The 19,605-nt window shown below is 70.5% G+C and carries 22 protein-coding genes and 1 tRNA gene; 14 read left to right on the top strand and 9 right to left on the bottom strand.

From position 1 onward, the window contains the following. Positions 1 to 15 precede the first annotated feature (15 nt). Both TTY48_RS12350 and TTY48_RS12345 read left to right on the top strand, forming a co-directional pair. Positions 16 to 480, top strand: coding sequence for a carboxymuconolactone decarboxylase family protein (locus TTY48_RS12350; protein ID WP_220657772.1), 465 nt, complete (start codon positions 16 to 18; stop codon positions 478 to 480). Positions 481 to 544: 64 nt separating this feature from the next. Further along, complete coding sequence (locus TTY48_RS12345; protein WP_220657771.1) at positions 545 to 1,393, top strand: alpha/beta fold hydrolase; 849 nt, start codon at positions 545 to 547, stop codon at positions 1,391 to 1,393. Here the strand turns inward: TTY48_RS12345 and TTY48_RS12340 are convergent, their stop codons facing one another. From TTY48_RS12340 to TTY48_RS12330, 3 genes are all read right to left on the bottom strand, one after another. Further along, positions 1,394 to 1,882, bottom strand: a complete 489-nt coding sequence (locus TTY48_RS12340) for a GNAT family N-acetyltransferase (protein WP_220657770.1) — start codon at positions 1,880 to 1,882, stop codon at positions 1,394 to 1,396. Positions 1,883 to 1,919: 37 nt separating this feature from the next. Beyond that, positions 1,920 to 3,632, bottom strand: a complete 1,713-nt coding sequence (locus TTY48_RS12335) for an aminotransferase class V-fold PLP-dependent enzyme (RefSeq protein WP_220657769.1) — start codon at positions 3,630 to 3,632, stop codon at positions 1,920 to 1,922. Positions 3,633 to 3,749: 117 nt separating this feature from the next. Then, positions 3,750 to 4,631, bottom strand: a complete 882-nt coding sequence (locus TTY48_RS12330) for a crotonase/enoyl-CoA hydratase family protein (RefSeq protein ID WP_220657768.1) — start codon at positions 4,629 to 4,631, stop codon at positions 3,750 to 3,752. A 42-nt stretch (positions 4,632 to 4,673) separates the two neighbouring features. Here TTY48_RS12330 and TTY48_RS12325 point away from each other — a divergent pair. Then, a tRNA-Thr gene (locus TTY48_RS12325) sits at positions 4,674 to 4,748 on the top strand. Positions 4,749 to 4,754: 6 nt separating this feature from the next. Here TTY48_RS12325 and TTY48_RS21350 read toward each other — a convergent pair. Then, a complete protein-coding gene (locus TTY48_RS21350; RefSeq protein ID WP_255585655.1) occupies positions 4,755 to 4,886 on the bottom strand; it encodes a hypothetical protein in 132 nt (43 codons plus the stop codon). Positions 4,887 to 4,938: 52 nt separating this feature from the next. Between TTY48_RS21350 and TTY48_RS12320 the strand changes: the two genes are divergently transcribed. Genes TTY48_RS12320 through otsB form a run of 4 tightly spaced genes read left to right on the top strand, consistent with a single transcriptional unit; the run spans position 4,939 to position 8,743 of the window. Further along, positions 4,939 to 6,342 (top strand): threonine/serine exporter ThrE family protein, encoded by a 1,404-nt coding sequence (locus TTY48_RS12320; RefSeq protein WP_220657767.1) that lies wholly within the window; start codon positions 4,939 to 4,941, stop codon positions 6,340 to 6,342. Between the two features lie 38 nt (positions 6,343 to 6,380). Continuing rightward, the gene (locus tag TTY48_RS12315; protein WP_220657766.1) at positions 6,381 to 6,539 is read left to right on the top strand and encodes a hypothetical protein; all 159 of its coding nucleotides are present in this window, start codon (positions 6,381 to 6,383) and stop codon (positions 6,537 to 6,539) included. 6 nt (positions 6,540 to 6,545) lie between these two features. Continuing rightward, the gene (locus tag TTY48_RS12310) at positions 6,546 to 8,000 is read left to right on the top strand and encodes a trehalose-6-phosphate synthase (protein ID WP_220657765.1); all 1,455 of its coding nucleotides are present in this window, start codon (positions 6,546 to 6,548) and stop codon (positions 7,998 to 8,000) included. Further along, complete coding sequence (gene otsB, locus TTY48_RS12305) at positions 7,997 to 8,743, top strand: trehalose-phosphatase (RefSeq protein WP_220657764.1); 747 nt, start codon at positions 7,997 to 7,999, stop codon at positions 8,741 to 8,743. The genes TTY48_RS12310 and otsB overlap by 4 nt, the downstream gene beginning before the upstream one ends. Here otsB and TTY48_RS12300 read toward each other — a convergent pair. From TTY48_RS12300 to TTY48_RS12290, 3 genes are read right to left on the bottom strand one after another with little or no spacing between them, the layout of a single operon-like run. Further along, positions 8,736 to 9,575, bottom strand: a complete 840-nt coding sequence (locus TTY48_RS12300; protein ID WP_220657763.1) for a transglutaminase family protein — start codon at positions 9,573 to 9,575, stop codon at positions 8,736 to 8,738. The genes otsB and TTY48_RS12300 overlap by 8 nt on opposite strands. Beyond that, positions 9,542 to 10,726 (bottom strand): Ig-like domain-containing protein, encoded by a 1,185-nt coding sequence (locus tag TTY48_RS12295; protein WP_220657762.1) that lies wholly within the window; start codon positions 10,724 to 10,726, stop codon positions 9,542 to 9,544. Before TTY48_RS12295 ends, TTY48_RS12300 begins: the two co-directional genes overlap by 34 nt. Then, positions 10,727 to 11,776: a UDP-N-acetylmuramate dehydrogenase gene (locus TTY48_RS12290; RefSeq protein WP_220657761.1), complete on the bottom strand. Its 1,050-nt coding sequence runs from the start codon at positions 11,774 to 11,776 to the stop codon at positions 10,727 to 10,729. Positions 11,777 to 11,800: 24 nt separating this feature from the next. Here TTY48_RS12290 and TTY48_RS12285 point away from each other — a divergent pair, with 24 nt between their 5' ends. From TTY48_RS12285 to TTY48_RS12260, 6 genes are read left to right on the top strand one after another with little or no spacing between them, the layout of a single operon-like run. Continuing rightward, complete coding sequence (locus tag TTY48_RS12285) at positions 11,801 to 12,322, top strand: DUF2505 domain-containing protein (RefSeq protein WP_220657760.1); 522 nt, start codon at positions 11,801 to 11,803, stop codon at positions 12,320 to 12,322. 22 nt (positions 12,323 to 12,344) lie between these two features. Continuing rightward, complete coding sequence (locus tag TTY48_RS12280; RefSeq protein ID WP_220657759.1) at positions 12,345 to 12,854, top strand: DUF2505 domain-containing protein; 510 nt, start codon at positions 12,345 to 12,347, stop codon at positions 12,852 to 12,854. 3 nt (positions 12,855 to 12,857) lie between these two features. Then, a complete protein-coding gene (locus TTY48_RS12275) occupies positions 12,858 to 13,625 on the top strand; it encodes a class I SAM-dependent methyltransferase (protein WP_220657758.1) in 768 nt (255 codons plus the stop codon). Positions 13,626 to 13,679: 54 nt separating this feature from the next. After that, positions 13,680 to 14,486: a carbon-nitrogen hydrolase family protein gene (locus tag TTY48_RS12270; RefSeq protein WP_220657757.1), complete on the top strand. Its 807-nt coding sequence runs from the start codon at positions 13,680 to 13,682 to the stop codon at positions 14,484 to 14,486. A gap of 56 nt (positions 14,487 to 14,542) precedes the next feature. Continuing rightward, positions 14,543 to 15,691, top strand: coding sequence for an LmeA family phospholipid-binding protein (locus TTY48_RS12265; RefSeq protein ID WP_220657756.1), 1,149 nt, complete (start codon positions 14,543 to 14,545; stop codon positions 15,689 to 15,691). Further along, a complete protein-coding gene (locus TTY48_RS12260) occupies positions 15,691 to 16,986 on the top strand; it encodes a cytochrome P450 (protein ID WP_220657755.1) in 1,296 nt (431 codons plus the stop codon). The genes TTY48_RS12265 and TTY48_RS12260 overlap by 1 nt, the downstream gene beginning before the upstream one ends. Before the next feature lies 1 nt (position 16,987). Here TTY48_RS12260 and deoC read toward each other — a convergent pair whose 3' ends face one another. Continuing rightward, on the bottom strand, positions 16,988 to 17,692 hold the full coding sequence (gene deoC / locus TTY48_RS12255; RefSeq protein WP_220658567.1) for a deoxyribose-phosphate aldolase: 705 nt from the start codon (positions 17,690 to 17,692) through the stop codon (positions 16,988 to 16,990). A 7-nt stretch (positions 17,693 to 17,699) separates the two neighbouring features. Here deoC and purU point away from each other — a divergent pair, with 7 nt between their 5' ends. Next, positions 17,700 to 18,572, top strand: coding sequence for a formyltetrahydrofolate deformylase (gene purU, locus TTY48_RS12250; protein ID WP_220657754.1), 873 nt, complete (start codon positions 17,700 to 17,702; stop codon positions 18,570 to 18,572). A 36-nt stretch (positions 18,573 to 18,608) separates the two neighbouring features. Here the strand turns inward: purU and TTY48_RS12245 are convergent, their stop codons facing one another. Next, positions 18,609 to 19,517, bottom strand: a complete 909-nt coding sequence (locus TTY48_RS12245; RefSeq protein WP_255585654.1) for an endonuclease domain-containing protein — start codon at positions 19,515 to 19,517, stop codon at positions 18,609 to 18,611. Positions 19,518 to 19,605 lie beyond the last annotated feature (88 nt).

Genomic DNA, 19,605 nt, shown 5'->3' with positions numbered 1-19,605 from the left:
ACTAGCCTAGGTGCCATGGCAGCCGAACGCGTTCGCATCGACAAGGCGTCACCCGAGACGTACAAGAAACTGGTGGGGGTCTCGACCGAGGTCGGCACCGTGGCCGCCGCGGCGGGACTGAGCCGGGCCGTGGTGGAGCTGGTGAACCTGCGGTGCTCGCAGATCAACGGCTGCGCGTACTGCCTGTCGCTGCATCACGACCTCGGCATCGCGGCCGGCCTCACCGAACAGCAGATCGCCGTGCTCCCCGCCTGGCGCGATGCGCCCGCCCTGTTCGACGATCAGCAGCGCGCCGCGCTGGAGATCGCCGAGCTGGTGACGAACCTGCCGCCGCACCACGCCGCCGACATCGCCTACGACCGCGCCACCGATGTGCTCGACACCGATCAGACCGCCGCGCTGATCTGGGCCGCCATCGCGATCAACGCCTTCAACCGGCTGTCCATCGTGAGCGGCTACGAGGTGCGCAAGAAGGCCTGAGTCACGACGACGATCCGCCCCAGGTCGGATGCCGAACCGAAGACGGGATGGTTGAGTGGTGAGCATGACTGAGCGGATCAGCGGCTTCCAGCGCGCGGGGCTGACCTTCCCGGTGGTGGACACCGGACCGATCGACGGCGAGATCGTGGTGCTGCTGCACGGATTCCCGCAGACCCCCACCTCGTGGGAGGCGACCGCCGCGGCGTTGCACGAGCGCGGCTACCGCACCGTGATCCCCTGGCAGCGCGGCTACTCCGCGACGGCGAAGCCGCAGCGCCGCTACGACTACCGCAGCGCGGAGCTGGTCGCCGATATCGCCGAGCTGCTCCGCATCACGGGCCCCGCGCACCTCGTCGGGCACGACTGGGGCGCCGCGGTGGCCTGGCAGACTGCGGCAGAGCATCCCGCGTCGGTGCGCACCCTGACCACGGTGTCGGTGCCGCACCCGCTCGCCTTCCTGCGGTCGATGGCCAGCTCGAATCAGGCCCTGCTCTCGTACTACATGCTGCTCTTCCAGATCCCCGTGCTGCCCGAGCTGCTCGCCGCCCGCCGTCCCGACCTGTTCTCGAAGTTCCTGGCCCGCGCAGGTATGCCCGAGGAGGCGCAGGCGGTAGTCCTCGACGAGATCGTCACGCCCGGCCTGCTGGGCGGCGGGCTGAACTGGTACCGCGGCATGCCCTTCGTGGGGACCCGCCCGCCGAGCGCGAAGGTCACCAGCCCCACGACGCACATCTGGAGTTCGGGCGATGTCGCGCTCGCCCGCCGCGGCGCGGAACTGACCGAGGACTACGTGCAGGCGCCGTTCCGGCTGATCGTGCTGGACGGGGTGAGCCACTGGATCCCGGACGAGCGTCCCGACGAGCTGGCCGAGATCATCGTCGAGAACGCGACGGCGCATCCGGCCGACGGTTGATCAGAGGATGCGCTGCATGAGCACGAGATCGAGCCAGCGGCCGAACTTCATACCCACCTGAGGCATCTGGCCGGTCACCCGGAAGCCGAGCTTGCGGTGCAGCGCGACGGAGGCGTGGTTCGACTCCTCGATCGCCGCCACCACCACGTGCACATCCGACTGCTTCGCCCGATCGATCAGCGCATTCATCAGCGCCTCGGCGATACCGCGCCGGTAGAACCCGTCGGCCACGTACACCGAGTTCTCCACCGTGTATCGGTAGCCGGTCTTCGCGCGGAACGGGCCGTAGCTGGCGTAACCGCCGAGCTCGCCGTCGACGATCGCCACCAGCACCGGGAAGCCCCCGGCGCGCCGCTCCTCCAGCCATGCCGTGCGCTCGGCGAGGTCGGAGGTCTCCTCCGACCAGATGGCCGTGGAGTTCTCCACCGCGTCGTTGTGGATGACGAGGATCGCCGGCAGGTCGGAGGGCTGGGCGTCACGGATCTCCATGCCGTGCATCGTATGCCCTCCCGACGGTGCGCGGAGGTCAGGCCTCCAGGCAGTCCACCGGAAGATCGAACCAGCGCAGATGATCGAAATCGGCGGAGAGCTCCGCCGGTGCGGCCTCGACCGGGGAGGCCACGGCGAACACCGCCTGAGCCTCGGCGAGGTAGCCCGCCAGGGCGCTCTCGGGCGCGCGGTCGTCGTGCTGCGGGTACGACATACGGCCCTGCTCGTCGTAACTGACATCGGTGAGCCGGACGAGCGGCTCCACCGCGCCCCGGCGATGCCGCCACAGCCCCGTCTCCGGTTCGAACCGATAGTCGGGCAGCAGCTTCCACCCCTCGCGGGCCACCATCAGCACCGCCTCCACGAGGTAGTCGAAGACGGCCTCCGAGATGAAGTAGTTGAGGTTCACCCGCACCCAGCCGGGCTTGATCCCCTCACAGCCCCGGGTGATCTCGCGCTCGAACTCGCGGGAGTGATCGAGATCGATGCCCAGCAGCCGATGCCCGTACGGGCCGGCGCACGAGCAGCCGCCGCGGGACTGGATGCCGAAGACGTCGTTGAGCAGGGCCACGACGAAGTTGTGGTGCAGGAACTTCCCGGTGGGCGAGCGCACCACGAAGGACAGGATCGAGAGCCGGTCCGCGTCCAGGTTGCCGAGGATCTCGATCGCCGGCTCCGCCTGCCAGCGGGCCACAGCGCGGCGCAGCAGATCCTCCTCGTGCGCCTTGATCACCTCGACCCCCACCTCGCGCTTGAGGTCGAAAACCAGCCCCGCGCGGATGGATTCGACGATCGCCGGGGTCCCGGCCTCCTCACGCTGCGCGGGATCGTCGACGTACTGGTGATCGTCGGGGTTCACGTAGGTCACGGTGCCGCCGCCGGGGACGACGGGCACCCGGTTGCGCAGCAGCTCCCGGCGGATCACCAGCACCCCCGGGGTGCCCGGTCCGCCGACGAACTTGTGCGGACTGAGGAAGATCGCGTCCTTGTAGGCGCCGGTGCCCAGCGCGCGCGCCGGATCGCCCTGGTACATCTCGATGTCCACGTACGGTCCGGCGGCGGCGAAGTCCCAGAACGACAGCGCGCCGTGGGCGTGCAGGAGAGCGCTGATCCGCCCGGTGTCGCTGAGGATGCCGGTCACGTTGCTGGCGGCCGAGAAGGAGCCGATCTTGAGCGGCCGGTCCCGGTACCGGTCGAGCGCGGCGTCCAGCGCGGTCACGTCGATGTGCCCGTCGGCGTCCTGGTCGATCACCACCACGTCGGCGATCGATTCGCGCCACGGCAGCTCGTTGGAGTGGTGCTCGTACGGGCCGATGAAGACCACCGGCCGCTCCTCCGGCGGGATCGCATCGCTCAGGTGATAGCGCCGGTCCAGATCGTCGGGGATCCGCAGGCCCAGCACGCCGACCAGCTTGTCGATCGCGCCGGTGCAGCCCGAGCCGGTGAAGATGACCACCGTCTCGTCGTCGCCGCCGACGGTCTCGCGGATGATCCGGCGCGCGTCCTCCCGCAGTCGAGTGGTCTGCAGGCCGGTCCCGCTCGACTCGGTGTGGGTGTTCGCGTACCGCGGGAGCACCTCGTCGCGGATGAAGTCCTCGATGAAGCTCAGCGAACGTCCCGAGGCGGTGTAATCGGCGTAGGTCACTCGGCGCGGACCGAAGGGACCCGGGAACACCTGATCGTCGCCGATGAGCGATTCGCGGATGCGGCTCAGGATCGGCGGCTCGGGCAGACCTCCGGGGTTCGACATGATGCGCGGCCTCCGATCGGGTGTCAGCATCCCCCCATGGGGATACCGTCAACGATAGATCGGGAAGCGGGCTCCCGAGCCGATCCCGGCCGGACCTTCACCGAACCGTCACCGTCGTCAGTCGGCGACGATGCGCGGCACCGCGGACGCTCGCGAGGTGAACTCGGGCGAGCGCTTCTCCAGGAACGCCGCGACGCCCTCCTTGCCGTCGCCGATCGACGTGTAATACATGCCCAGCGAATCCGCCAGATGCTGCTCCAACGGGGTGGCCGCGCCGAGACCGCGGTAGATCAGCTGCTTGTTGATCGCCACGCCCACGGCGGATCGCCCCTTCACCCAGGACCGGGCCAGCTCCTGGGCAGCGCCCACCAGCTCGTCGGGCTCGTGGATGCTGCGCACCAGCCGGCCTGCGTGCGCCTCCTCGGCGGTGAGGATGTCGGCGGAGTACACCCACTCCAGCGCCTGCGACGGCCCGACGATGCGGGGCAGGAACCAGCTCGAACACGCCTCCATGACGATGCCGAGGCGCCCGAAGACGAAGCCGATCCGCGCCTTCGTGGACGCCAGCCGGGTGTCCATCGCGAGGGTCATCGTGGCGCCGATGCCCACCGCGGGGCCGTTGATCGCGGCGATCACGGGCTTGGGCAGCGAGTAGATCGCCAGCGTGAGCTTGCCGCCGGTGTCGCGCACGCCGTCCTGGAAGGGCGGCTGGTCGTAGTTCGCGACGAACTCCTCCGGCGTGGGCGGGTCGATCGTCTCGTCGAGCCCGAAGACGTTGCCCTCACCGGTGAGGTCCATACCCGCGCAGAAGGCGCGGCCCGAGCCGGTGACCACCACGGCGCGGATCTCGTCACTGTGCGCGTGCACCTCGAAGAACTCGGTGAGCTCGCGCGCCATCGTCACGCTGAACGCGTTGAGCTGATCGGGCCGGTCCAGCAGCAGGGTCGCGACACCGTCGCCGTCCACGGTCCAGCTGATGGTCTCGAAGGAGTCAGTCATGACGCAACGATATGCTGTGCTCCGACGGCCCCACGGCCGCCCGCCTCCGTAGCTCAGTGGTAGAGCACCGCTCTTGTAAAGCGAAGGTCGTCGGTTCAATCCCGACCGGGGGCTCCACACGCCTCAGCCCCGCAGCGCCGAGGCGACGATGCCGGGCAGGCGCAGCCACGACGGCGCCACGGCGAACTCGGTCCGCCGACGCAGTGCTGGCCGCCGACACGCACGGACCCGGGCCGGGGTGACAACGGTGTGCACGGGGTGAGACGCTCACGGTCTGCACCGCAGTGATCGAGGAGGTCCCCCGAAGGTGAAGCTCGCGCTCCGCAACCGGATCGCCCACGGCGTCCAGGCACTGACCGGCCGCCGCGCGGCCACCGCGGACACCGCTGGGCTGCCCGTCGTCACTCCGCTGCAACCCATCGACCTGCGCGACACCGAGACCGTCGGCGAGGTCCTCGAGGTGGCCATGAAGGTGGGCGCGGTGCTGCTCGACTCCGGCACCGGCGCCGTCGACACCGAGGCCCAGGTCCGGTACGTGGCCGCCACCTACGGCATCGACGACTGCACCGTGACGGTGACCTACAACGCGATCACCGTGTCCGTGCAGCGCGGACGGGGCCTGCCACCGTCGACCTACCTGCGCACCGTGAACCACCGCTCGCTGGACTACACCCGGCTCGCACAGGTGGACTCCCTGGTGCGGCGCATCGGCCGCGGCGTGATCCGGCCCGATGTGGCGCAGCGCGAGCTGGACGAGATCATGAGCGCCGGCCACCCGTATCCGCGCGCCGTCGCCATCGCCGGCTGGGCGATCATGGCCGGCGCGCTCACCCTGCTACTCGGTGGCGCGCTGCCGCTGGCCGCGGTCTCGTTCGTCTCGACCGCCCTCATCTACGCGGTGAACGTGCGCCTCGGCCAGATCGGCCTGCCCTACTTCTTCCAGCAGGTGGTGGGCGGTTTCCTCGCCACCCTGCCCGCGGCGCTGATCTACCGGCTGTCCCTGGTCTACGGCTGGGAGGTCGAGCCCTACCGGGTGATCGTCTCGGGAATCATCGTGCTGATGGCCGGACTCTCCCTGGTCGGCTCGGTGCAGGACGCCATCACCGGCGCACCCGTCACGGGCGCCGCCCGGTTCTTCGAGGTGGTGGTGTTCACCGGCGGCGTGGTGGCCGGCGTCGGCATGGCGCTGCGCGTCACCTCCGAGCTGGGCGCCACCCTCCCACCGCTGCAGCAGGCACCGTTCGACTACGCACCGCTGCCGATCCTGGTGGTCACCGGCGGTATCGCCGCCGCGGCCTTCGCCCTCGCGAGCTACGCCCAGATGCGGGCACTCACCACGTCCTTCCTCGCGGGCTGCGCGGGCGCCCTGGTGGCCGGGTCGATCCTCAACCTGGGGCTCGGCCCGATCGTCGCGTCCACCGCGGCGGCCTCCACCGTCGGCCTGGCCGGCGGCCTCCTGGCCCGCCGCGCCGTGGTGCCCCCGCTCATCGTGGCCGTCGCCGGCATCACGCCCCTGGTCCCCGGCCTCGCGGTGTACCGCGGCCTGTCCGAGCTGATGGCCGGACAGACCACCGCCGCCCTGACCAACATGGCCACGGCGCTGGCCGTGGGCTGCGCACTCGCGGCCGGCGTGACCTTCGGCGAGTGGCTGGCACGCACCATCCGCCGGCCGCGGATCGCCAGAATCACGTTCCGGCGGGTCCGCGGGTAAACTAGTTCCGGTTGTCAATGAGAAACGAAGGTGTGCAGATGCCCCCGAAGACCACGGAGATCAGCGACGAGGATCTCGAGCCCGTAGCGGACGAGACCGCACGTCAGGCCCAGCGGGTCGTCGCCGCGTACGCGACCGACGCCGACGAGTGCCGGATGCTGCTGTCGATGCTGGGCATCGGCCCCAAGGAGGCCTAAGCCACCGTGGCCGCCACTGAGATCTCCACAGAAGGTGCCGAGTTCATCGTGGTGGCCAACCGGCTCCCCGTCGACGTGGAGCGCGCCCCCGACGGCACGCTCACGTGGAAGGAAGCCCCCGGCGGCCTGGTGACGGCGCTCAAGCCGATCCTCAGCGCCCGCAACGGCGCGTGGGTCGGCTGGCCCGGCGCTCCCGACGTCGGCGGCGAACCGATCGAGGGCGAGGACATGCTCCTCGTCCCGGTCGAGCTCAGCGCCCAGGAGGTCGAGGAGCACTACGAGGGCTTCTCCAACGGCAGCCTCTGGCCGCTGTACCACGATGTGATCGTCAAGCCCGAGTACCACCGGGAGTGGTGGAACACCTACGTCGAGGTGAACCGGCGGTTCGCGGAGGAGACCGCGAAGGTGGCCGCGAAGGGCGCCACCGTCTGGGTGCAGGACTACCAGCTGCAACTGGTCCCCAAGATGCTGCGGATGCTGCGGCCGGACGTGAAGATCGGCTTCTTCCTGCACATCCCGTTCCCGCCGGTCGAGCTGTTCATGCAGATGCCGTGGCGGCGCGAGATCATCGAGGGCATCCTCGGCGCCGATCTGGTGGGCTTCCACCTGCCCGGTGGCGCCCAGAACTTCCTCTACCTGGCCAAACGGCTGGCCGGCTACCCCACCAGCAAGGGCTCGATCGGCGTGCGCTCGAAGTTCGGCGTGGTCACCGTGGGCTTCCGCTCGGTGCGGGTGGGTGCCTTCCCGATCTCGATCGACTCCGCCGATCTGGCCGCCACATCGAAGCTGCCGGAGACCCGCAAGCGCACCCGCGGCCTGCGCAAGGAACTCGGCAATCCCGAGAAGATCATGCTCGGCGTGGACCGCCTCGACTACACCAAGGGCATCGATGTGCGGCTGCGCGCCATCGGCGAGCTGTACCAGGAGGGACGGCTCGATCCGGAGCGGCACGTCTTCGTGCAGCTGGCCACGCCCTCGCGCGAACGGGTCGAGTCCTACAAGGCGATGCGCAACGACATCGAACGCCAGGTGGGGCGGATCAACGGCGACTTCGGCCGCGTGGGCCATCCCGTGATCCACTACATCCACAAGCCGGTGCCCCGCACCGAGCTGGTGGCCTTCTTCGGCGCCGCCGACGTGATGCTGGTGACCCCGCTGCGCGACGGGATGAACCTGGTCGCGAAGGAGTACCTGGCCTGCCGCACCGATTCGACCGGAGCGCTGGTGCTCAGCGAGTTCACCGGCGCCGCAGCGGAACTCCGCCAGGCGTACCAGTGCAACCCGCACGATCTGGAGGGCGTGAAGAACGCCATCGACGAGGCCGTGCACCAGGACCCGGAGGACGGCAAACGCCGCATCCGCAGCATGCGCCGCCAGGTGCTCCAGTACGACGTGGACCGCTGGGCCCGCTCCTTCCTGCAGACCCTGTCCGGTCGGGTCGACGAGGCACCGAAGCAGTGACCGAGCTGCGCGCGGCGCTCGGCGGATTCGCCGCGCTGCCCACGGTTCTGGTGGCCACCGACTACGACGGTGTGGTGGCGCCCATCGTCTCCGATCCGGCGGCGGCGTTCCCGCTGCCCGGGACGGTGGAGGCGCTCACCGCACTGTCCGGCCGGCCCGGGGTCACGGTCGCCCTGATCTCCGGCCGCGACCGGGCCACGCTCGGACGGCTTTCCGGCGCCCGACCGCCCCTCGTGACGGTGGGCAGCCACGGGGCCGAATGGGAGGACGGGCTCGAGGGCGCACTCGACGCCGCCGCGCGGGATCGCCGGGACACGGTGCTCGCGCAGCTGCACGCCATCGCCGCGGACTTCCCCGGCGCGGCCGTGGAGCCCAAACCGCTCGGCGGCGCATTGCACGTGCGGAACGTGGTGGCCGGGAACGGCTCCGAGGCCATCGAACGGGCCCGGCGGGGCCCCGCCGCCCTGCCCGGCGTGCACGCGACCGACGGTAAGGCGGTGCTCGAGCTCACGGTGCTCGAGGCCTCCAAGGGACGCGCCCTCACGGCGCTGCGCGAGCGCACCGGCGCCGCCGCCGTGCTCTACCTCGGCGACGACGTGACCGACGAGAAGGCCTTCGCCGTACTCACCGAGCCCGGCGACATCTCGATCAAGGTGGGCGACGGTGCCACCGCCGCCCGGTTCCGCATCGACGACCCGCAGGACGTGCGCGCGGTCTTCGAGGAGCTGCTCACGCTCAGGTGAGCGCGACCAATGCTCGCGGATCATCCTTGGGCAGATCGCGATTCGCCGTCGCTCCGACGGTGAGCCGATCCAGGCGGATGGATCCGCCGTGGTTGTCCAGGAAAGCGATATCGGAGGCATCGCGTCCGGTGGCGATGCGCATCATGGTGGCGCGCGGCGCGAGCCCGGTGGCGTCGAGCACGTACCAGCGGCCCTCCACGAGCGCCTCCGTCACCGCGTGGAAGTCCATCGGATCGCACCCCGGCGCGAACACCGCGGTCATCCGCGCGGGCACCTTCAGCGCCCGCAGCAGCGCGACGGTCAGGTGCGCGTAGTCGCGGCAGACGCCGGCCGAGGCCAGCAGGGTCTCCGAGGCACCGTCGAACGGGGTGCTCGCACCCGGCAGGTAGTCCAGGCGTCCAGCGACGAACTCGCGCACGGCGATCGCCTTTTCCGCATCGCTCATCGAGCCGGGGAACTGCGTGCCGGCGAAGCCGAAGAAGCGATCGACCGGTGCGTACCGCGAGGGGCGCAGATACAGCGTCGACAGGTAGTCGTCGCTCGGCTCGGGCATCGCCGTGCCGAGGACTTCCGCGCGGTACTCCAGGTGCGCGACGCCCCCGCCGACCGAGGCCCGGTGGATCCGGGTGCCGTGCGGGCCGATCACCTCGTGCAGCTGGTGCGGCACACCGTCGACGGTGAGCCGCAAGGATTCCCGGACGTCGAGTCCGGGCACCCGGGCGACGGTCACCTGGTACTCGAGCAGCGTGGGCGCGAGCACCGTGCACGCGACATCGGCGGAGACGGTCCGCCCGGGACCTAGGTGCGGTGCAGAGCCGACATCGATTGCCATGTGGGCCAGTCTATGGCCCAGTCGTAGATGTCTCCGTCGGCGGCCGACAGCTCGATCGACGTACCGCTCACCTCGACCGGATCGCCGTAGATGGCACTGCGGAAATACGACTCGGCATCTGCCAACGACAAATTGATGCACCCGTTGGTCACGTTGGACGCACCCTGGTTGCCCACGGTTTGCGGGTTGGCGTGGATGAATTCGCCGTTGTTGGAGATCCGCACCGCCCACCGCTCACGCACGTTGAAGTAGCCGGCGGCGGGATTGGACATGGCGAAGTCCTCGTGCTTCTCGCTCACCACGTGGATGCCGGAGCGAGTCACGTTGCGCGGCAAGTCGGCCTCGCCGTAAGAACACGGCAGATCCAAATGCACCTGATCGCCGCGCATCACCCGGATCCGGTGCGAGGGCGCGGAGGCCTTGACGATCTGCGCTCGGCCGATGGTGAATTCGCTCGTCACATCGGCGGCGCCGTACACGCCACCGCCGTGGTCGAGCCCGTACAGCGCACCGTTCATGGCCACCTTGGTGCCCGGTGCCCAGTACTGCTTGGGACGCCAGTGCGCGCGCGAGCCGTTGTCCTCGGGCAGCCACGCCCACGAGCCCTCCGTGGCCGGAGTGGTGGTGACCTTGAGCGCCTTCTCCACCGTCGCCTTGTCATTGACGGTGCCGGAGAACTTGAGGATGAGCGGTGCCGCGATGCCCACCTCGGCACCGTCGGCCACGTTGACCACCACCGACATGGTGGAGTCCGGATCCACCACGGTCACGCTGTGATCGATCTTGGTCCACGTGCCGCCCGGGCCGTCGGCGATGCCCGACCAGCGGTACGTGGCGCCGTAGCCGAGCGGTTCGGCCGCGGTGTAGGTGGCACCGTCGGGCGCGGCGGTGAGCTTGACCGCCTTGCCCGACGCCGTGTTGGTGAGCGTGACACCCGGCCGGAAGGTGCCACCCTCCGCCTTCACCGAGACGGTCGTGAGCGGCCCGGGCTTGGTCTCGCCCGCCGGGCTGTAGCTGATGGTGGGCGCCTGCGCCGTGGATGCGAGGGGGTCGCCGTCGCGGGTGCACGCCGCGGCGACCGCGGCGATCGAGGCCACGGACGCACCGAGGAATGCGCGCCGCCCGAAGGGCGCGCGAAACATGTCGAACATCTAATGGATTCTACCGGTCGTTCCTGGGAGGTCGCTGCCCACCAGGACCGGCTCCGGGTGCAGCTCCACACCGAATCGGGCGAACACCCCATCTCGGACTTCGGCTGCGAGCGAGAGCAACTCGGCCGTGGTGCCGGAGCCGCGGTTGGTGAGCGCCAGCGTGTGCTTGGTGGACAGCGAGACGCCGGTGCGGCCGCCGGAGAAACCCTTGCCGAATCCGGCCCGCTCGATCAGCCAGCCGGCGGACAGCTTCACCCCGTCGGGGGCGGGGTACTGCGGCGGCGTCTCCCCCGTGGCGGCCTCGATCCGGGCGACGGCGGCACCGTCGTCGGGCACCACCGGGTTGGTGAAGAAGGAGCCCACGCTCCAGGTGTCGTGATCGGCCGGGTCGAGCACCATGCCCTTGCCGCGCCGCAGCGCCAGGACCTGCTCGCGGGCGGCACGCGGGTCGACGGTGCCGCCGGGCTCGACGCCGAGGGCGCGGGCCAGCTCGCCGTACCGGATCGGGGCGCTGGCACCGTCGGTGAGGGCGAACCGCACCGACAGCACGATGTCGGAATCGGAGGCCTTCAGGCGCGAGGTCCGGTAGGCCAGCTGCAGATCGTCGGGGGCGACCCAGGCCGTCTCGCCCGTGGCCCGGTGGTACAGCTCCACCGCCTCGAGCCAGGCCGCGACCTCGACGCCGTACGCGCCCACGTTCTGCACGGGCGTGGCGCCCGCGGAGCCGGGGATGCCGGACAGGCACTCCAGCCCGCCGAGTCCCGCGTCGACGGTGGCCGCGACCACCTCGTCCCAGGTGACACCGGCGAATGCGGTCACGGTGGTGCCGTCGATCGCCACGCCGTGCCCGGCCAGGTGCACCACGGTGCCGGCGAACCCCTCGTCCGAGATCACCAGGTTCGATCCGCCGCCCACCACCAGCACGGGCTCCCCGGCGGCATCGCAGCGCGTCACGGCGGCAGCCACCTCGGCGCCCGATTCGCAGCGCACGTACCCGCGCGCCGGACCACCGAGGCGCAGCGTGGTCAAGTCCGAGAGCAGTATCGACACCCCGCAACGGTAACGTGTACTGCCATGACCACCCGCCTCGAGCGCTCGCTCGACTACGCCACCAGTCCGGCCGCCCTGCACGCCGCGTTCACCGACGCGCAGTACTGGCCCGCCCGGGTGGCCGAGGTGGGCGGCGACGACGCGAAGATCACCGAGCTCACCGTGTCCGGTGACGCCGCGGCACCCGATACCCGCTCGGTCCGCGTGGTGGTCACGTACACGATCGGCGCCGACAAACTGCCCTCCGTGGTGACCGCGATCAAGCCGGGTGGCCTGCAGATCGAGCGGACCGAGGAGTGGGGCCCGTTCGACGGCACCCGCTGCGAGGGCACCTTCTCCGCCACCATCGACGGGGTCCCCGCGCACCTGTCCGGCAGCGCCGTCCTGGAGGCCGGACCCGAGGGCGCCCGGATCACCGCCCGCGGCGAGGCCGCCGTGTCGATCCCCTTCGTGGCCTCGAAGGTCGAGTCGCTGGTGATCGAGAACCTGCAGGAACTGATGGAGAACGAGCGCGAGTTCACGCTGGCTTGGATCGCGCAGCACTGATCACCTTGTAGAGTTCCCCCACATGGCACGACGTCTCAGCTATTCGGCGCGCTTCCCCTTCCCGGCCGAGGTCTTCTACAACGCGTACTCCACGAAGCAGTACTGGGACGACAAGATGACGGACTTCCGGAATCTGACCCCGCTGTCGGAGCTCGCCGAGTTCGACGTCGACGACGAGGGCATCACCGTCGTCCAGAAGCAGAACCTCCCGCACGAGTACCTGCCGCCCATCGCGCAGGGTGTGGTGAAGAAGGACATGATCATCACGCGCCAGGAGTTCTACGGCGCATGGGACGGCGAGCACTCGCTGGGCGATTACAAGGCCTCGATCCCCGCCGGCCCCGGCTCGCTCAAGGGCGAGTGCGACCTGTTCAACACCGAGACCGGCTCCACCATGCGGTACACCACCGTGGTCAAGGTCTTCGTGCCCTTCGTGGGCACCAAGCTCGAGCAGCTGATCCTGATCAACCTGGTGGACCTGTTCCGCGCCGAGGCCGAGTACCTCAAGTACTGGGTCGACAAGAACGACTGACCGGTGCCCGCCCCCGAGGGACGGATCACCCGGGGCACCACGGGCCTGAACCGGTTGCGGCGCAGTGACCGCTGGTCGGCGCACGCGCCCGCCGTGGCGCAGGCGCTCGCCGGGCCGGCGCCGCTCGCCGTCGACCTCGGGTACGGGGCGCGGCCGAACACCACTCTGGAATGGGCGTCCTGGCTGCGCCGCGTGAATCCGACGGTCCGCGTGACCGGCCTGGAGATCGACCCCGAGCGGGTGGTTCCCGGCCGCGACGGTGTCGAGTTCGCGCGCGGCGGCTTCGAACTCGCCGGCCTGCGGCCGAACCTGGTGCGGGCCTTCAACGTGCTGCGCCAGTACGACGAGGCCGAGGTGCACGACGCCTGGCACTCGGTGACATCGCGGCTCGCGCCCGGCGGGGTGTTCATCGAGGGCACCTGCGACGAGCTGGGCCGACGGTGCTGCTGGCTCACCCTCGACGCCGACGGTCCGCGAACGCTGACGCTGGCCTGGCATCCGGGGTTCACCGAGCACCCGTCGGACCTGGCCGAACGGCTACCGAAGGCCCTGATCCACCACAACGTGCCGGGCGAGAAGATCCACGCGCTGCTCGCCCTGGCCGACGAGTGCTGGGATCACGCCGCCGGCTACGCGCCCTACGGCAACCGGATCCGCTGGCGGGCCGCCGGTGCCGCCCTGGCGGAACGGACCGCCGGCGCCGCCCGCCCGCCGCGGCGTCCCACGCGCGACAACCTGCTCACCGTCGCCTGGTCGCTGGTGGCGCCGTAGCGGCCGTACGCAGCGCTCGATCGGTATCGAACCGCAGTCAGTAGTGTGGTGCGCATGACAACGCTCCGCGTGGCACTGGCGCAGATCGGCGCGGGTACCGACCCCGGCGCCAATGCCGCGCTGGTCGAGGAGTCGCTGGAGCGCGCCGCGGCGCAGGGAGCGCGGCTCGCGGTCTTCCCCGAGGCCACCCAGTGCCGGTTCGGGGTGCCGCTCGGTCCGGTCGCGGAACCGCTGGACGGGCCGTGGGCCGACCGGATCGCCGCCGCGGCCGCGCGCACCGGTGTGCACGTGGTGGCCGGCATGTTCACGCCCGGCTCCGACGGCCGGGTGCGCAACACCCTCCTCGCCGCCGCGCCGGACGGCACCCGCACCGGCTACGACAAGATCCACCTCTTCGACGCCTTCGGCTTCCAGGAGTCGCGCACCGTCGAGCCCGGTGGGCGCGCCGTGACGGTCGAGGTGGACGGGGTCACCGTCGGGCTCACCACCTGCTACGACCTGCGCTTCCCCACCCTGTTCACCGCTCTCGCGGACGCGGGCGCGCGGGTGATCGCGGCCCCGGCCTCGTGGGGCGACGGGCCCGGCAAGCTCGACGCCTTCACCACCCTCGCCCGGGCCCGCGCGCTCGACAGCACCAGCTTCGTGCTCGCCGTCGACCAGGCGCGCCCGGCCGCGCCGGACCCGAAGGGCGCACCGCTCGGGGTGGGCGGTTCGCTCGCCGTCGGGCCCGACGGTGCCGTGCTCGCCTCGGCGGGCGACGCCCCCGAACTGCTGATCGTGGACCTGCCACTCGGCCGGATCGACGAGGTCCGCGCGGCGCTCCCCGTGCTCGCCAACCGTCGGGACTTCACCGTTTCCTGACGCGTCCTTCCGCTCCTACCCACCTACCTCCGATGAATAGGGAACAATCGCAGCCGATGGATACGAACCCGAACAACCCGCAGGGCCCGCAGCCGCAGAACCCGGAGAACTCCGGCCCGATCCAGCCGGGGCAGCAGCCCGCGCCGACCGGCTGGGAGCGCCCGCAGCAGCCCCCGCAGGCACCGCAGCAGTCGAATCCGCAGCAGCCGGCCCCGCAGCGGCTCGGCACGCCCCAGGACCCGGCACAGCAGGCCGGCCGGCACTCGCAGCCCGAGCCGGGCACGGACGCGACGGTGCCGCTGCCGACCTCGCCGCAGCAGACCACGCCGATGAACGCCGCAACCCCGCCCCCGGCGCAGCGCGGCCCCGTCGGTCCGGGTCCCGGCCCCGTCGGTCCCGGCCCCGGCGGCCCGGGTGGACCCACCGGCCCCGGTGGACCCGCGGGACCGGTGAACGTGGGACCGTCGCAGCCGCCCGCGCAGCGCTCGCAGAAGTCGAAGTCCAAGATCATCGGGCTCTCGGCGGCCGGCCTCGTGGCCGTGCTGGTGATCCTGCTGGTGGGCTCGGAGCTCTACTTCCGCAACAGCGTGCAGAACTGCCTGGGCGAGAACATCAAGAACGGCACCAAGGCCAACGACGTCAGCGTCTCGCTGTCCAAGAAGCCGATGATCCTGCAGGCCACCGGCAAGCTGCCCTCGATCGACATCCAGGCCACCGGCCTCAACGCCACCGAGGGGCTCAACGCGCACATCCTGCTCAAGGGCGTCGAGCCGAGCGGTGACAACCGCGTGGACGATGCCACCATCCAGGGCACCTTCACCGCCGACGGCATCAAGAACAAGGTCTCGCAGACCGGCGTGCTGAGCAACCCGACGGTGAACCTCAACACCTCGGCCAACCAGATCGAGATCACCGGCACCGCGATCATCGTGCCGATCACGATCAACCTCAAGCCCACCCTGCAGGACAACAAGGTGGTGCTCACCGCGAGCAAGGCCTCGGTCATGGGTGTGGGTGTGCCCGACGATCTGGCCCAGCAGCTGATCACCGCGATCGCCGACATCCCCACCCCGCAGGGCCTCACCGCCTCCGATCTCAAGATGACCGACCAGGGCGTCTCGGTGACCTACACCGGTAAGAACGTGCTGCCGAAGGACATCGAGAGCAGCGGCGACACGGGAGCCGTGAGCTGCTCGGTGATCTGATGCGCACCGGGGTGACCGCGGCACTCGCCACGCGCGTGCGGTGGGCGATCCAGCACGGTCTACCCCGGTACGCGCTGCCCCGGCGCGCCGCGCGCGGCGATGTCATGGCGCAGATGCTGCTGGGCTACACCGAGCCCGGATCGCAGTACCCGCAGTTCGACCGTCTCCGCGAGGCCGGCCCGCTCACCCGCAGCGACGTGGGGATCACCACCGCCGACCATCAGGCGTGCCGGGAGATCCTGCGCGACAAGCGGTTCAGCACCGTCCAACCCACCGATATGGGATTCCCGGACCCGCTGCAGCGCGTGCTGCGGGCCACCGACCTGGACCTGCCGAATCCCGTTGAGCCACCGTCGATGCTGGTGAGCGAGCCGCCCTCGCACACCGCCTACCGGCACCCGATCGCCCGCACCTTCACGCCGAAGGCCATCGACCAGCTCACCGACCGGGCCGTGCAGGTGAGCGCGGAACTGCTCGACGCCATGGCCGCCGCGCCGTCGCCGGATCTGGTGACGGACTACGCCGCCCGGCTGCCCGTGACGATGATCGGCAGGCTCCTCGGACTCCCCGAGGACGACGACGATTACATGCTCGAATGGGGCGAGGCCGCCGCCCCGCTGCTCGACCCCGGTCTGTCCTGGCCGGTGTACCGGCGCGCGGTCCGCGCGCTGCGCGGCCTCGACGACTACCTCACAGCGCATTTCGCCCGGGTGAAGGCCGCCGGCGACGGCGATCATCCGTTCGCGCTGCTCGCGTCCAGCGGCGAACTCACCGACCGCGAGCTCGTGACGAACGCGGCGCTGCTGATCGGTGCCGGCTTCGAGACCACGGTGAACCTGATCGGGAACGGCATCGTCGCGCTGGTGGAGCACCCCGCGCAGCTCGACCGGTTGCGCGCCGAACCGGAGCTGTGGCCCAATGCCGTCGAGGAGATCCTGCGGTTCTCCAGCCCGGTGCAGCGCACCGCCCGGATCGCCCGCGAGGACGCCGAGATCCTGGGCACCGCGGTGCCGGCGGGCACCATGGTCTCGCTGCAACTGGCGGGCGCGAACCGTGATCCGAAGGTCTTCCCCGATCCCGCCGTCTTCGACGTGGCCCGGCCCGAGGCGAAGAAGAACGTCTCCTTCGGGTTCGGCATCCACGCCTGCATCGGCGCCGCCCTCGCCCGGATGGAGGGCGTGGTGGCACTGCGGATGCTGTTCGACCGGTTCCCCGACCTCACGCTGGACGGTCCGGGGACGCCGCGCGGGCTGTCGACGCTGTACGGCTACGCATCGCTGCCGGCGCGGCTCTGAGTCACTCCGGGAAACCGTCGAGCACCGCGCGGGTGCCCGAGAGGCCGAGCCGGTTGGCGCCGGCATCGATCATCGCGCGGGCCGCATCGGCGGTGCGGATGCCGCCCGAGGCCTTCACGCCCACCGTCGGGCCGACGGCGGCGCGCATGATGCCCACGGCCTCCGCGCTGGCACCGCCCGACGGGTGGAACCCGGTGGAGGTCTTGACGAACGTGGCACCGCCCTTGACCGACACCTTGCACACCTCGGTGAGCAGATCGGCATTGCCGAACTCCAGCAGGGCCGCCGATTCGACGATCACCTTGAGCACCGGATCGGCGCCGATCGCCTCGCGCACGGTGAGCACGTCGGCGAAGACGCGGTCCAGTTCCCCGGCGAGCGCGAGGCCCACGTCGATCACCATGTCGACCTCGTGCGCGCCCTCCTCGATCGCCATCCGGGCCTCGGCGGCCTTGATCAGCGAATGATGCTTGCCGGAGGGGAATCCGGCCACCACGCAGGTCTTCGGTGCCCGACGGTCCGCCTCCTGCGCGTCGAGCGCGACGCGCAGCGGCAGCATCGACGGGGAGAGGCAGACGGCGTAGACGCCCAGGTCCAGCCCCTCCTGGTACGCCGCGGCCGCAGCGCTTTCGGTGGCCTCGGGCTTGAGCAGCGTGTGGTCGACGAGGGCGGCGACTTCGGATCGGGTGAGCACGTCTGAGACGATACCGGTCGTGACCCGCGACACCCGCTACGTCCTGACTCTCGGCTGCCCCGACACCACCGGCATCGTCGCGAGGATCTCCACCTTCCTCGCCGACGTGGGCGGCTGGATCGTGGAGGCCGCCTACCACTCGGACCCCGACACCGGCTGGTTCTTCACCCGCCAGGCGGTGCGCGCCGACAGCGTCTCGATCCCGCTCGACGAGTTGCGCGCCCGGTTCGCGGAGGTGGCCGCCGATATCGGCCCCGAGACGGAGTGGCGACTGACCTCCAGCGCGGACCCCAAGGACATCGTCGTGCTGGTCAGCAAGGAGGGCCACTGCCTGCACGATCTCGTCGGGCGGGTCGCGACGGGCGAGCTGGACGCGCGCATCGCCGCGGTCATCGGCAACCATCCCGAGCTGGGCGATTTCGTGTCCCGGCTGGGCATCCCGTTCCACTACGTGCCCTTCCCCGGCGCGGGCGAGGACAAGTCGCAGGCCTTCGCCGAGGTCGCTCGGTTGACCAACGCGCTGGATCCCGACGCCGTGGTGCTGGCCCGCTTCATGCAGGTGCTGCCGCCGGAGCTGTGCGAGGAGTGGGCCGGCCGGGCGATCAACATCCACCACAGCTTCCTGCCGTCGTTCATCGGGGCCCGCCCGTACCATCAGGCCTTCGCCCGCGGCGTGAAGCTGATCGGCGCCACCTGCCACTACGTGACCGCCGACCTCGACGCCGGCCCGATCATCGAGCAGGACGTGACCCGCGTGGACCACTCCGACGAGGCCACCGACATGGTCCTGCGCGGCCGCGATATCGAGAAGGTGGTCCTCGCCCGCGGTCTGCGCTGGCACCTGGAGAACCGCGTCCTGGTCCACGGCCGCAAGACCGTCGTCTTCTCCTGAGTCGCCGAGACTGCGGTTCGGTCCGCGGATAGGCCCTCAGGCGTACATTTTCGCAGTATCGACGGCGGCGGGCCACGTCTTGGGGCAACCGCGTGCGAGGAGCTTACGTTCCAATCGCCGCACCACCTCGTGCGGGCGCTCGGCCAGCAGTTCGGCGCCCACGCGGACGACGGTCCACCCGAGCCGCTCGAGTCGCTCGTAGCGGTCGATGTCGTGCGCGCGTTGCCGCCGGTCCAGCCAATGCTGGTCTCCGTCGTACTCGATGGCGACGCGGTAGTCGGGATACGCCATGTCCAGGCGCGCGACCAGTCCGTATCCGGCCTCGAACACCTGGTGCTGCGTGGTCGGGCGAGGGAAGCCGGCTCGGACGATGAGCAGCCGCGTCGCCGTCTCGCGCGGCGACTGGGCACCCGCGTCCGCTAGATCGATGACGCCCGCTACGCCGCGGGTGCCCCGTCGTCCCGGGTGAGCGGCGGCCACGGCGAGGATGTCGGCCTTCTGGATCTGCGGGTTGGCGTCGAGGAGCGCGTCGATCCGCGCTATCGCCTGGTCGACGGGGTGCCACCGGGCCAGGTCGAAGGCCGTCCGGGCGACGCTGGTGGCGCGAATCCCGCCGAAGAGCATCACTTCTCCGCGATGCAGGTCGTCGGAGTGGACTCCGAGCAGGGGCGGCGACCGGTGATTGCGGTGGAGCAGCTCGGCGGGAAGCCCGGCATCGATCCACTTGCTGCCGTGCGCAGCGGCTGCCGACAGTCCCGCCAGCACTCCCCTGCGCCTCGACCACAGCCATGCGCATTCCGCGCGGTTCTTCGCGGTGATCGCGATGCCGCGATGCAGGTAGACGCCCGGGTACATGGCGACGTAGTGGCACCGCAGCTCACGCCGCGTCAACAGCCCTTCCGCCAGTGCCTCCCCGCCGCGGAAGGGGCGTAACAGCTCCCCCACGACGCCGACGGTAGCGCGGCGGCCGGTGCGAGTCGTCGAAACTGCGGTTTTGTCCGGCCAGAGGCTTCGAACTGAACAATTCCGCAGA

Source organism: Tsukamurella sp. TY48 (assembly GCF_019656655.1).
GTDB lineage: Bacteria > Actinomycetota > Actinomycetes > Mycobacteriales > Mycobacteriaceae > Tsukamurella > Tsukamurella strandjordii.
Note: the sequence above shows the minus strand (reverse complement) of the source record. Positions and strands in the feature narration are given on the sequence as shown.